The 12,613-nt window shown below is 60.3% G+C and carries 10 protein-coding genes and 1 tRNA gene; 6 read left to right on the top strand and 5 right to left on the bottom strand.

The annotated features are described in order from the left end of the window. Nucleotides 1-365: 365 nt before the first annotated feature. Together FHT70_RS27220 and FHT70_RS27225 are read right to left on the bottom strand one after the other, a co-directional pair. Nucleotides 366-1,847: an NAD-dependent succinate-semialdehyde dehydrogenase gene (locus FHT70_RS27220; RefSeq protein ID WP_183706144.1), complete on the bottom strand. Its 1,482-nt coding sequence runs from the start codon at nucleotides 1,845-1,847 to the stop codon at nucleotides 366-368. A 40-nt stretch (nucleotides 1,848-1,887) separates the two neighbouring features. Beyond that, entirely contained in the window at nucleotides 1,888-3,168 is a 1,281-nt protein-coding gene (locus FHT70_RS27225) for a 4-aminobutyrate--2-oxoglutarate transaminase (RefSeq protein ID WP_183706146.1), read from the bottom strand. 163 nt (nucleotides 3,169-3,331) lie between these two features. On the opposite strand from FHT70_RS27225, the gene FHT70_RS27230 reads away from it, so the two are divergent. The 3 genes from FHT70_RS27230 to FHT70_RS27240 all read left to right on the top strand — a co-directional run bounded on the left by FHT70_RS27230 (nucleotide 3,332) and on the right by FHT70_RS27240 (nucleotide 6,598). Further along, nucleotides 3,332-4,141 (top strand): MerR family transcriptional regulator, encoded by an 810-nt coding sequence (locus tag FHT70_RS27230; RefSeq protein WP_183706148.1) that lies wholly within the window; start codon nucleotides 3,332-3,334, stop codon nucleotides 4,139-4,141. Between the two features lie 84 nt (nucleotides 4,142-4,225). After that, the gene (locus FHT70_RS27235) at nucleotides 4,226-4,852 is read left to right on the top strand and encodes a ribonuclease D (RefSeq protein ID WP_085776496.1); all 627 of its coding nucleotides are present in this window, start codon (nucleotides 4,226-4,228) and stop codon (nucleotides 4,850-4,852) included. A 225-nt stretch (nucleotides 4,853-5,077) separates the two neighbouring features. After that, nucleotides 5,078-6,598: a hypothetical protein gene (locus tag FHT70_RS27240; RefSeq protein ID WP_183706150.1), complete on the top strand. Its 1,521-nt coding sequence runs from the start codon at nucleotides 5,078-5,080 to the stop codon at nucleotides 6,596-6,598. 77 nt (nucleotides 6,599-6,675) lie between these two features. Here FHT70_RS27240 and rpsA read toward each other — a convergent pair whose 3' ends face one another. Next, a complete protein-coding gene (gene rpsA, locus FHT70_RS27245) occupies nucleotides 6,676-8,379 on the bottom strand; it encodes a 30S ribosomal protein S1 (protein ID WP_085776498.1) in 1,704 nt (567 codons plus the stop codon). Nucleotides 8,380-8,554: 175 nt separating this feature from the next. Continuing rightward, on the bottom strand, nucleotides 8,555-9,202 hold the full coding sequence (gene cmk / locus FHT70_RS27250; protein ID WP_183706152.1) for a (d)CMP kinase: 648 nt from the start codon (nucleotides 9,200-9,202) through the stop codon (nucleotides 8,555-8,557). A 387-nt stretch (nucleotides 9,203-9,589) separates the two neighbouring features. Here cmk and FHT70_RS27255 point away from each other — a divergent pair, with 387 nt between their 5' ends. The 3 genes from FHT70_RS27255 to FHT70_RS27270 all read left to right on the top strand — a co-directional run bounded on the left by FHT70_RS27255 (nucleotide 9,590) and on the right by FHT70_RS27270 (nucleotide 12,085). After that, nucleotides 9,590-9,973: a TIGR02300 family protein gene (locus FHT70_RS27255; protein ID WP_085776500.1), complete on the top strand. Its 384-nt coding sequence runs from the start codon at nucleotides 9,590-9,592 to the stop codon at nucleotides 9,971-9,973. 148 nt (nucleotides 9,974-10,121) lie between these two features. Then, nucleotides 10,122-10,197, top strand: a tRNA-Ala gene (locus FHT70_RS27260). A gap of 766 nt (nucleotides 10,198-10,963) precedes the next feature. Then, a complete protein-coding gene (locus FHT70_RS27270) occupies nucleotides 10,964-12,085 on the top strand; it encodes a hypothetical protein (RefSeq protein WP_183706156.1) in 1,122 nt (373 codons plus the stop codon). Between the two features lie 29 nt (nucleotides 12,086-12,114). On the opposite strand, the gene FHT70_RS27275 is transcribed toward FHT70_RS27270, so the two are convergent. Beyond that, the coding region (locus FHT70_RS27275) for a hypothetical protein (RefSeq protein WP_210282971.1) at nucleotides 12,115-12,613 on the bottom strand (499 nt) is incomplete at its 5' end.

Genomic DNA, 12,613 nt, shown 5'->3' on the forward strand with positions numbered 1-12,613 from the left:
CTACTTCCGATAGCCTTGGATCACGCGCGAAAAAATGTCCATGTCGGCTAGCTGTTTTCCCATAATAAACTGAGAAGGGAGATCACGCTTGGAGCAACTGTCGTCAGCCCGTGGCAACCGCAGGCGGCACTTTGAGAACGTGAAACACTGCCGGATACGCACTATTGGCACCGGCGCCTTCGGCCAGGTCAATCCCGGTCCGCTTAGAGACGCGCCAGCAACAGAGCCTCTTCGACACAGAGAGGCTCAAGTACGCGGTCCGGGATACCCGGCCGGAGATCGACCGGCTTCCACACGAAAACCAGCATGCCGGCCGTGTTCCTCGCTACCGGCACCTACCCTGGTCAAGGATCGAGGCTGGCCGATCAGACGCCGCCAATGCAGAGATATTTCATCTCCAGATAATCGTCGGCGCCGTGGCGGGAGCCCTCGCGGCCGAGGCCGGATTGCTTGATGCCGCCGAAAGGCGCTGTCTCGGACGACATCAGGCCGGTATTGATGCCGATCATGCCATATTCCAGCGCCTCCGCCACGCGCCAGACCTTCTTAAGGTCGCCGGCATAGAAATAGGCGGCCAGGCCGAATTCCGTGTCGTTGGCCTGAGCAATGACGTCCTCGGCCGTCTCGAAGCGGAAGAGCGGCGCTACCGGCCCGAAGGTTTCCTCGCGCGCCACCGTCATACCGCGGGTCACGCCGGTCAGCACTGTCGGCGCAAAGAAGGTGCCGGTGCCGTCGAGGCGCTTGCCGCCGGTCAGAACATTGGCGCCCTTAGCAAGCGCGTCGCCGACATGGTCCTCCACCTTGGCGAGCCCCTGCTCGTCGATCAGCGGCCCGATCTCGACACCCGGCTTGAACCCGTCGCCAACCGACATTGCGGCGACTTTGGCGGCGAGCTTGGCGGCAAAGGCGTCATAGACGTTTGATTGGATATAGAGGCGGTTGGCGCAAACGCAGGTCTGCCCTGCATTGCGATATTTGGAGGCGATCGCGCCCTCCACTGCGGCGTCGAGATCAGCATCATCAAAGACGATGAACGGCGCATTGCCGCCGAGCTCCAGGCTCACCTTCTTGATCTGGTCGGCGCATTGCCGCATCAGGATACGGCCGACCTCGGTCGAGCCGGTGAAGCTGATCTTGCGCACTTTTTCATTGCCGCAGAGCTCGCGGCCGATCGCCGGGCCATCGAGCCCGACAATGAGATTGAAGACGCCGGCGGGAATGCCGGCCTGTTCGGCGAGCACGGCAAGGGCAATCGCCGTCAGCGGCGTCTGCTCGGCCGGCTTCGAGACGACAGTGCAGCCGACGGCAAGCGCCGGCGCGATCTTGCGGGCAATCATCGCCGCCGGGAAATTCCACGGCGTGATCGTGCCGACGACGCCGACCGGCTGCTTAATGACGATCATGCGTTTATCGTTGGAAGGCGCCGGGATCGTCTCCCCGTAAATGCGCTTGGCCTCTTCCGCATACCATTCGATATAGGCGGCGGCATAAAGGATCTCGCCGCGTGCTTCCGGGAAGGGCTTGCCCATTTCGGCCGTCAGGATCGCCGCGAGTTCGTCGGCATTGGCGACGATCCGGTCGAACCATTTGCGCAGGATGACGCTGCGCTCCTTGGCCGGGCGGGCAGCCCAGGCCGGCTGGGCGGCATGGGCCGCATCGATCGCCGTTCGCGTTTCCGCTGCGCCCATATCGGGCAGGGAGGCGAGCAGCTCGCCGGTTGCCGGGTTGAGCACGTCGAAAGTTCCAGCAGCATTGCCTGATGTCCAGACGCCGTTGATGTAGCCGGCGTCGCGAAGCAAGGGAGAAGAGAAAGGAACGTGCTTTGTCAGTGCGGTGGTGAAAGCCATGTCATATCCTCATTGGGAATTGAATGCGGTTCCGATGCGGTCACTTGCCCGTGCTTGCTTCCAGCATTGACGTCTCGAGAATGTCGAGCGCCTCGCCAAATACCTCGTCCTGAATGGTGATCGGCGCGAGGAAGCGGATGACGTTGCCATGGACGCCGCAGGTGAGCAGGATCAGCCCCTTGTCGAGCGCTGTCAGCCGCACCTTGTTGGCGAAGTCAGCACTCGGCAATCCCGTCGTCCGGTCATTGAATTCGACGGCGTTCATGAAGCCGGGTCCGCGAATATCGGCAATCTCCGGCACCTTCTCGCGCAAGGATTCAAGCCGCTGCTTCAGCCGTCCGCCGAGCTGGTTGGCGCGACTGCAGAGGTCTTCGTCCGCGATGACGTCGAGGACGGCATGGGCAGCTGCGATGCCGAGCGGGTTGCCGCCGTATGTGCCGCCGAGCCCGCCCGGTCCCGGCGCGTCCATGACTTCGGCGCGGCCGGTGACGGCAGCAAGCGGGAAGCCGCCGGCAAGGCTTTTCGCCATCGTCGTCAGGTCGGCGGCCACCTCGTGATGATCCATCGCGAACATTCTGCCGGTGCGGGCAAAACCGGTCTGCACCTCGTCAGCGATCAAGAGGATCCCGTGCTGGTCGCAGAGTTCGCGCAGTGCTTTCATGAAGGCCACGGGCGCCGGATAGAAGCCGCCTTCGCCCTGCACCGGCTCGAGGATAATGGCGGCGACGCGCTGCGGATCGACATCGGCGGCGAAGAGTTTCTTCAGCGCTGCGAGCGATTGGTCGACGGAGACGCCGTGAAGTTCTACCGGGAAAGGAACATGGAACACGTCGCCGGACATCGCGCCGAAGCCGACCTTGTAGGGCACGACCTTGCCGGTCAGCGCCATGCCCATGAAGGTGCGGCCATGGAAACCGCCGCTGAAGGCGATGACGGCCGAGCGGCCGGTTGCCGCGCGTGCAATCTTGACGGCATTCTCGACCGCCTCGGCGCCAGTGGTGACGAAGATCGTCTTCTTCTGGAAATTGCCGGGCAACAGCGCGTTCAACCGTTCGGCAAGGCTGACGTAGTTCTCGTAGGGCACGACCTGATGGCAGGTGTGGGTAAAGTGGTCGAGTTGCTCCTTGACGGCTGCGATAACCCTGGGATGCCGGTGACCGGTGTTGAGCACGGCGATGCCGGCGGCGAAATCGATATAGCGGCGGCCCTCCTTGTCCCAGATTTCGGCATTCTCTGCGCGGTCCGCATAGATCTGGGTGGTCATGCCGACACCGCGCGAAATCGCGGCATTCTTCCGGTCGGTAAGGTGTGTCGCGGTCATCGATCTGCTCCCGTTTGAAGTTTTTGGATTTATCTTACATAAGTTCTGTAAGATACTCTGGAAATTCCTACATTTTTTCTGCAAGAAAACAAGCGGCATTTTTTGCTTCAAACATCACGCGATTTGATGAATGCTCGCGCAACGAGAATCGGGGTATTGGCTGATGAGTGACAACGGGCCTGTGCGCTACAAGGTGGCGGAGGCCGCGCGGCTGGCGGGCGTCTCCGCCTCGACGTTGCGCCTCTGGGAAAGCCAGGGTCTGGTCGTTCCCGGCCGCTCCGAAACCGGCCATCGCCAATACAGCGCCGACGACGTGGCGCGACTGAAGCGCATCTCCTGGTATCGGGCCGAGCGCGGTCTCAATCCCGCGGCCATTCGCGAGGCGCTGGAGAGCGAGGAACCTTCCGCCGACGGTGCCGAACCCGGCCAAGATTCCGGCCTCGGCCGTAAATTGCGGAGCCTCCGCCACGCCGCGGGCAAAACGCTTGATCAGGTCGCCGGTGATATCGGCATCACCGCTTCCACGCTCTCGACGCTGGAGCGCACCTCGCAAGGCGTCGGATTCAAGACGCTGCACGACCTCGCCGAATACTACGCCACCACCGTCTCCCGCCTCTCCGGCGAGGAAAGCGAGGAGGTGCCGGCAGTGATACGCGCCGGCGAGTGGCGCACCTGGCCGGAAACGACCCCCGGAGTTACGGTGCAGCTGCTTGCCGAAGGCCGCAGGATGATGGATTGCCATCGTTTCGTGCTGGCGCCGGGCGCTGCCAGCGAAGGCGCCTATCGCCACGAAGGCGAGGAATTCATGCATGTCCTGTCCGGCCGGCTGGAACTGGTGCTCGACAGCGACCAGTTCTTCGATCTCGGCCCGGGCGATTCACTATATTTCGAAAGCCGCCGCTACCATTCCTGGCGCAACCGCCACGATGGCGAAACCGTGCTCCTCTGGATCAACACGCCGCCGACATTCTGAACCAGCCGCAGCAGGAAGCAGTTTCGCAATGTGTGCCTTTGCGCTATAGCGCGAGTGGAGAATATCCGAACGAAAGACAGTCTCATGGCCGCCACCATCCGTTATCACGAAGGCGATATTTCCGCGACCGATGCGGCCCGCTATACCGGCGCGATCGCGATCGATACCGAGACCCTAGGCCTGGTGCCGCGGCGGGATCGTCTCTGCGTCGTCCAGCTTTCTCCGGGCGACGGCACCGCCGACATCATCCGCATCGCTGCCGGCCAGAAAGAGGCCCCCAATCTCGTCGCTCTGCTCGAAGATCCCACGCACCAGAAGATCTTTCATTACGGCCGCTTCGATATCGCCGTGCTCTTCCATACTTTCGGCGTCACGACGAACCCGGTGTTCTGCACCAAGATCGCCTCGCGCCTCTGCCGCACCTACACCGATCGCCACGGCCTCAAGGACAATCTCAAGGAGATGCTCGATGTCGACGTCTCCAAGGCGCAGCAATCTTCCGATTGGGCGGCCGAGACACTGTCGCCGGCCCAGCTCGAATATGCCGCATCCGACGTGCTTTATCTGCACGCGCTTCGCGACAAGCTGACGGCCCGCCTGATCCGCGACGGCCGCTTCGACCACGCTACGGCCTGCTTCGCATTCCTGCCGACCCGCGCCAAGCTCGACCTTCTCGGCTGGGAAGAGGCCGATATCTTCGCTCACAGCTAAGCGAATTGCCGTCATTCTCCACTGTCTGCAGCCGCGGATGAACTTATCCGCGGGCGTTAGCGATTGGTTAATCTCTGTTTCTTAATATTCGATTTAATTTTTAGGCATTCGATGGCGCCGCTTGCGTCATGCGGACAGGAGGATCTGCTCGGGATGCAAGGGACCGGATGAGCGCGGTCCTTTCATAGAGCCTGCTTTCATCGTCACTTTACGAAAGGGCATGCCATGTTGACCCCCGTTCGTGCAGCGTCCAATGCAAGCTTTTCATCTCAGGGCCAGACTGCGGCGATCGTTGCCGGCGGTCTTGACCGTTCGGTGATTGCCCCCGCGCCCGTCAACGCGGTCGAAGCCGCCGACCTGAATTCCGCCATTGCAGGCAAGCTCAATATCCTGCTCCTTGCGGCACGCGAGCGCATGGTCGAAGCCCTTTTCGATGTCATCGATGCGGCCGGCCGTTCCATTTCCCTCGATCGCCGTGAAGACGAGACCAATCTGGCCTTCGCCTCTCGGCTTGCCGACGCCATTCAGCGGCTGCCGGCCGCCAGAATCGATGAGGTCGAACGCCAGCTGAATGAGCAAGGTCACAACCTGCCGCTCCGGATGATCGCCGAAGCCCTGAAGAACCCGGCGGGGCCTGAGGCGGCGCGCATCATCGCCTATCTGGAAATGGTGCGTTACAAGGATCGCGATCTTGCCGCCCGTGCCGTTGTCCGCTCCTATGGCCAGAACGACGCGTCGCCGATGCGTGCCGAAGCCCGGCCCGAGATCCAGCTGCATGAAGACAGCCTGCCCGCCACGATGCGCCAGCCGGCGGAAAAGCGAACCGAACCAGCCGGCAAATTGTTCGAGACCGCCCTGCTTGCGGCAACCGAGGAAGCGGTGACCGTCGCAACCGTGGAAGCCGCTGATCCTGAAATTTCGCAGTCTGAAAACCGGATTCGCTCCGCTTCGGCGACAAAAGCAGAGGTTGCCCCGAAGGTCGAAGCTCGGCAATCGGCCCAGGCGGAGCCAGGTGACGACACGGCCGAGGTGACGGAACTGCCGGTCATTCAGCCTCGCGCAACGTCGGAAAAAGCCGATCCTGTCATTCCCCGGAACTGGACGGGAATCGTCGCCTCGATGACCGAAGAGGTTTCCGAGATGATCGTCACCATCATCCGCGAGCAGGACTCGGAAAACGTGATGGAGGATGGTGCTGTCGAGGCGGCGGTGGAGATCGATGTCATTCTCGACGAAGCCGTCATCAGCGAAGCGAATGAGACCTTGACGAGACAGCCGGCAGATCTGGCCGCCGCCGACGCTCGACGGTCCGCAGCGCTCCACCCGTCGCAGATGGAAACCGGAGCCACGGCTGCCGCCGCCCGACAGTCGAAAGAAATCGCCGCACAGCCGCAACCGATGCCGCTTCCCGAAATGGCCGAGGCCTCTTATGTGCCGCTCGCGGCCAGGGTGCCGGAGGGCTTTGCCTATGCCCAGCTGCCCTATCAGTTCGCCAAGGATACGCCGTCGAACGAAAAGGCCGGTGAAACCAGTCACCAGCATCACCATCACCAGGACGGTGCGCCGCAGGACGAGCAGCGGGCGAAATCCGGCGGTGAGGATGCCGAGCCCGATGCTGACGGGGCGGAAGCGGCACCAGAGCGCAGGACGCCAAGGATGATCGACACCGAGCCGTCGGCGTATCGGCCCGACACGGCAGCTGATCCGGTCTACGCGCTCTATCAGCGCATGGTCGGCTGGGAATAGCGGTTTTCATTACTTGAAAATAAAAAACCCGCCGGATCGCTCCGGCGGGTTCCATATTTCAGACGTGACTGCGGGGCTTATTCGCCGCTGCGGTTCTTCAGGGCTGCGCCCAGGATGTCGCCGAGCGAAGCGCCCGAGTCGGACGAACCGAACTGAGCGACGGCTTCCTTCTCTTCCGCAATCTCCAGAGCCTTGATGGACAGCATGATCTTGCGGTCCTTCTTGGAGAAGTTGGTGACGCGGGCGTCGACGATCTGGCCGACCGAGAAGCGCTCAGGGCGCTGCTCGTCGCGGTCGCGGGCGAGATCGGCGCGACGGATGAAGGAAGTGATATCCTCGTGATTGACGAGCTTCACTTCGATGCCGCCGTCGTTGATGGCGATGACTTCGCAGGAAACAACGGCGTTCTTGCGTAGGTCGCCCGAAGCGGCTGCTTCACCAACCGAGTCCTTGCCGAGCTGCTTGATGCCGAGCGAGATGCGTTCCTTCTCGACATCGACGTCGAGAACGACAGCCTTGACGACGTCACCCTTGTTGTACTCCTCGATGACCTGCTCGCCCGGACGATTCCAGTCGAGGTCGGAGAGGTGCACCATGCCGTCGACATCGCCGTCGAGGCCGATGAACAGGCCGAATTCGGTCTTGTTCTTGACTTCGCCTTCGACTTCAGTGCCGGCCGGATGGCTGCGGGCGAATGCTGCCCACGGGTTTTCCAGCGTCTGCTTGAGGCCGAGCGAGATACGGCGCTTGGACGGATCGACTTCGAGAACGACGACTTCGACTTCCTGGCTCGTGGACAGGATCTTGCCGGGGTGAACGTTCTTCTTGGTCCAGGACATTTCCGAGATGTGGATCAGGCCTTCGATGCCCGGCTCCAGCTCGACGAACGCACCGTAATCGGTAATGTTCGTGACGGTACCGGAAATCTTCTTGCCTTCCGGATACTTCGCCTGGATGCCATCCCACGGATCGCTCTCGAGCTGCTTCATGCCGAGCGAGATGCGGTGGGTTTCCTGGTTGATACGGATGATCTGAACCTTGACCTGCTGGCCGATGTTCAGGATTTCCGACGGATGGTTCACACGGCGCCATGCCATGTCGGTGACGTGCAGCAGGCCGTCGATGCCGCCGAGGTCGACGAACGCACCGTAATCGGTGATGTTCTTGACGACGCCGTCAACAACTTGGCCTTCTTCGAGGTTCTGAACGATTTCAGAACGCTGCTCGGCACGGGACTCTTCCAGAACCGTACGGCGCGAAACCACGATGTTCCCGCGGCGCTTGTCCATCTTGAGGATTTCGAAGGGCTGCGGGTTGTGCATCAGCGGCGTGACGTCGCGGATCGGGCGGATGTCGACCTGCGAACGCGGCAGGAAGGCAATTGCACCGTCGAGGTCGACGGTGAAGCCGCCCTTGACCTGGTTGAAGATGACGCCTTCGACGCGCTCGCCGGCTTCGAACTTGGCTTCGAGCTTGATCCAGCTTTCTTCGCGGCGAGCCTTCTCGCGCGACAGGACGGCTTCACCAAGCGCGTTTTCGATGCGCTCGACATAGACTTCGACTTCGTCGCCGACCTTCAGCGAACCGTCCTTGGCGCGTGCGCCGAATTCCTTGAGCGCGATGCGGCCTTCGACCTTGAGGCCGACGTCGACAACGGCGACATCCTTTTCGATGCCCGTGACGATACCCTTGGTGACATAGCCTTCAGCCAGATCGTTCTTGGCAAAGGACTCTTCGAGAAGGGCCGCGAAATCCTCGCGAGAGGGAGTTGCTACTGACATAAAATCTCCTGCGTGGCCTTCGATAGCTTCAAGGCCCACGTATGCGCCGGTTGGTTCGAGTTGAATGGGCCTGAACCCAGTCCGCCCTCTTTCACGAAGGCAATCCGGCGCTTGGACGGAATTTCAGGCTGCATTAAAGCGATCCATGCGTCTGAGCATGCAATATCGCTTGAATTTAGGCATTTCGGCTCAAGACCGCATCGATGATCGATTGAGCGGCTTGAAACGCGGCCTCTATACTCATTTCCGACGTATCAAGCAAGTGCGCATCATCGGCTGGTTTCAAAGGGCTGTCGGCCCGTCCCATGTCGCGTTCGTCGCGCCGCTTGACGTCCTCGAAAATCGCATCAAAATCCGCCGTCGCCCCCTTGCCGAGGATCTCATCGTAACGCCGTCTGGCGCGTACCTCCGGCGACGCCGTCACATAGAGCTTGACCGGCGCATCCGGACATACGACCGTGCCGATATCGCGTCCGTCGAGCACAGTGCCCGGCGTCTTTGCCGCAAACCGACGCTGCGCCTCGACCAGGGCCCGGCGCACCGCTGGCATGACGGCGATTTTCGAGGCGGCTTCGCCGATCTCGTGTCGGGAAAGTATATCGCGATCCAGCCCGGCAAGTTCAACCTCCCGCGCGGTCTTTTCCGCCACCGCCTCGTCGTCGAGCGGCAGGCCGGCATCGAGCAGCGCCTTGGCGGTCGCGCGGTAGGTCAGGCCCGTGTCGAGATGGTGAAAGCCGTATCGCTCAGCGATAAGACGCGAAAGCGTCCCCTTGCCGGCCGCCGCCGGACCGTCGATGGCGATGGTGAAACTCTTTGTTGCCATGGGGATCAATCCTGCAATGATGCGCCGCGAGGCGCCGAAGGGGTCATCCTGCGCGGATGCGGCTGGAACAGCTGGAAGCTGGCGGCGGGCTGCGGCGCAGAGCCATGCATCGCGTAATCCTCTGTAACTGCAGCGCATTTCTTCCGAAGCGTCGGCCTGGCCGGCTGCTGCCTTCGTCCGCTTCTTCTACCGCCGTGGCTCGTTACCACAAACGCCGTCAGCGGTCATCCGCCAGCCGGCGAAAACGGCCGCACGGAGATGATAAAGTTTGGCTTTGACATGGGAAGCCACAGCGATTAAGGGGACCGGCTTATAAATTCCGATGGAACGCCGGCTTGCACGGCATTTTGCCGAATCGCGGATTCGGCCATTCTCACGAGGCTTATAGTGGCGAAAGCGGAACTTGGAACCAAGCGCACCGATCCGGAAACCGGCAAGAAGTTTTATGATCTGAACCGGGATCCGATCGTTTCCCCTTATACCGGCAAGTCCTATCCCCTGTCCTTCTTCGAGGAAACCTCGGCAATCGCCGACGTTGCCGAGGAAGACGAGGTCGCGGAAGTCGATACCGAAAACACCGAAGTCGAACTGGTTTCGCTCGAGGATGCCGATGACGCCGCCGGCGGCGACGACATCCCTGATATCGGCGATGACGATGTCGAAATCGAAGGCGACGACGATGACGACACCTTCCTCACGCCTGACGAAGACGACGATGACGACGACATGAGCGACATCATCGGCGTGACCGGCGACGAAGACGAAGTCTGATCAGACAAATGCCGGCCCGGATGACAAAAAATTTCCGGGTCGGATTTTTTAGGCTTGCTATCTGCGAAAACCGCAAGTAAGAAGCCGCCACTCCAGAGGAAACGCCCTCCGGAGCATCCCAGGACCGGCCACGCCGGACTGCCTTGATGGGGCTATAGCTCAGCTGGGAGAGCGCTTGCATGGCATGCAAGAGGTCAGCGGTTCGATCCCGCTTAGCTCCACCAATCCCATCCATGGTGTATTTTTTCCTTTGAGATCAACGCCTTACAGCGGCTGCTCTTTTTCATTCTGACCAATCATTCTGACCAATCTAAAAAGGCCTTCCCAAGCCACTCCATCATGCCCCGCAAGCTTCGTGCGATACGTTTGTCGCTCACTGGGGCTGGATAAGATAGGCAAATCGTTTAAGCCTTTCAGTTAGGCTATGCTCTTTAACAGCGGAAGACACATGCGCCCTTTAACCTCGCAGAACGTGGAAGCCGAGCTAAGCTACGCATACATTCATGCGGTGGCAGCGAAGGCGCATATGGGTTGCGAGGTCGCGAGCCGTCACGACGATAGCGCGGGTATCGATGCGAAGATCACCGCATGGGGTCCTTTCGCCGGTGGTATCTTGCAAGAGGTGGACCTGAAGGTTCAACTGAAAGCAACCGTCAAACCTCCGGCCCTCGTGGGCGATTCATATTCCTACAGTCTCTCAGGCCTGAACCGGTACGATGACCTGCGATCAACTGAAGTGGCTACTCCTCGCATACTTGTTGTCTTATTCCTGCCTCAGACGAGCGAAGATTGGTTACACCATTCCGAGGAAGCGCTCCTCATGCGAAAGTGTGCGTACTGGGTCAGCTTACGGGGAGCCGGTGCTTCCGAGAACGAGAAGACACAAACAGTATATTTGCCCCGAACGCAGCTATTCGACCCCCATAGCCTGAGCCGGTTAATGGCATCATTGTCTCGATTTGAACTGCCGACTTATCAAGGAAGCAGCCTGTGAGCGACCCGCACCTCGTTACGCCCGTAGACCTTCGCGACTTCTTAAAGGCTCGCGGATGGCGTCTGAATCGTGATGCTATGCCACATCGCCTCTATGCCATGTCTAACGACATGTATCCCAAGCGCCAGCTCGTCTTCCCCATGGACATCACGCCCGACTACGACGAGGCTGTGCGTGGCGCACTGGAGAAATTCGCGGATATTGCCTCTCTTAAGTGGCAAGCCCTTCTCGCGGCGCTTGCTACAGTCCGCGACGACGTCCTGCGGTTTAGGGTATTTTTCGACGGTGACGACAGATCGCTACCGCTCTCTTTCGCTTCTTCGCTGGTCAACAGTACAGAGAAGCTTCTTAAAGCGTCCGCCTGCACAGTCGTTCTTCCTCGGACGAGCCACCCCAGACTGAACTTAGCCGAGGCCAGCCAGTTCGTGGACAAGGCGAGGTTTAATCAGACCGAGGAAGGCAGCTTCATTCTCAGCGTGTCCTGCCCAGTAAATTCAATGGATGCTCAAAGCAGGATCGAGTTCGACGCTGAGGATGCGCCGTTCGTGCGTAAGGTGACCGTTTCGCTACAGAGGGCATTGAACGATCTGATCCTCGCCATCGAAGAGGACGAACTGGACACACTGGTCGACGAGCTAAAGTCATCAAGAGCGCCTATCATTTCCTCGAACTTATGTGAGGCGCTGGTGGCAATGCACGACGAACAGGTCGATAACGCTCTGGACATCACATTCAATTGGTCGTCACTCCGCGAGGTTCCGAAAGCTTCCAACCTCTCCCGCCTACGATTTCAGCGGGACTACTTTCCCAGGGTTGAAGAAGTTGGCAGAGAGCTGATCATCAAGGACAGGGATGAAGCTGACACATTTGTCGGCACGGTGGAGCGTCTTGAAGGCGAGATGGGTTCCGATGGGAGACGATCAGGGCCAGTGGTGCTGGCACTTCTACTGCCAGAAGGGGAGACCGTGCGGGCCCGAACGGTGCTTGATGCGGACAGCTACCTTAAGGCGGACAAGGCCCATATGTCGGCGGGGGCTTACGTGCGTGTGACTGGGGTCCTGAAGCAGGGGCGTCAGCCCCGCCTGCTGACTGAAACAACAAACTTCGAGATGCTTTAAAGCAGATTAAAACTTGTCCGTGGGGGCGGTCACTCGTCTTCTTCTCCGAGCTGGGCCAGATACGGTACAATCCTGTTCCGCACGATGGCCCACTGCATGGCGAACATGGTGATGTAGTCACCGTGACGGTCATCACAGAGCGACTCTACGAACCCTAACCGCTCATCATCATGCAGGTTGTCGAAGCGCTTGACAATGTCAGCGATACGCTCGACCACTTGAGGCCTGATGACGGTCTGATAGTGCTGACGAGCATGCTCAGGGTGTGCCGCTTGCCAGCGCTCTTCCGCAGCTCTGACGACAGCATAGCCCGCTTCGGTCTGACGGTAGGCCCGCTGATACTCAGCCTTCCTGTCCAGTCGCTCACGGTAGGCTTCAGGGTTCTCTCGCAGACGTGCCATCTTGCGGTGATAAGCGGCACGCTTGGCTGCATTCTTAGGGCAGTTGGGGTCTTTCGGTACGCGGCCCTTGCGCTTGGTTTGAGGGGCAGTGGTGGTGTCCATGAGGTTTCCTTTGAGGGGTGTGGGA

The sequence above is a fragment of the Rhizobium sp. BK049 genome (genome assembly GCF_014193135.1).
In the GTDB taxonomy this organism is placed as follows: domain Bacteria; phylum Pseudomonadota; class Alphaproteobacteria; order Rhizobiales; family Rhizobiaceae; genus Rhizobium.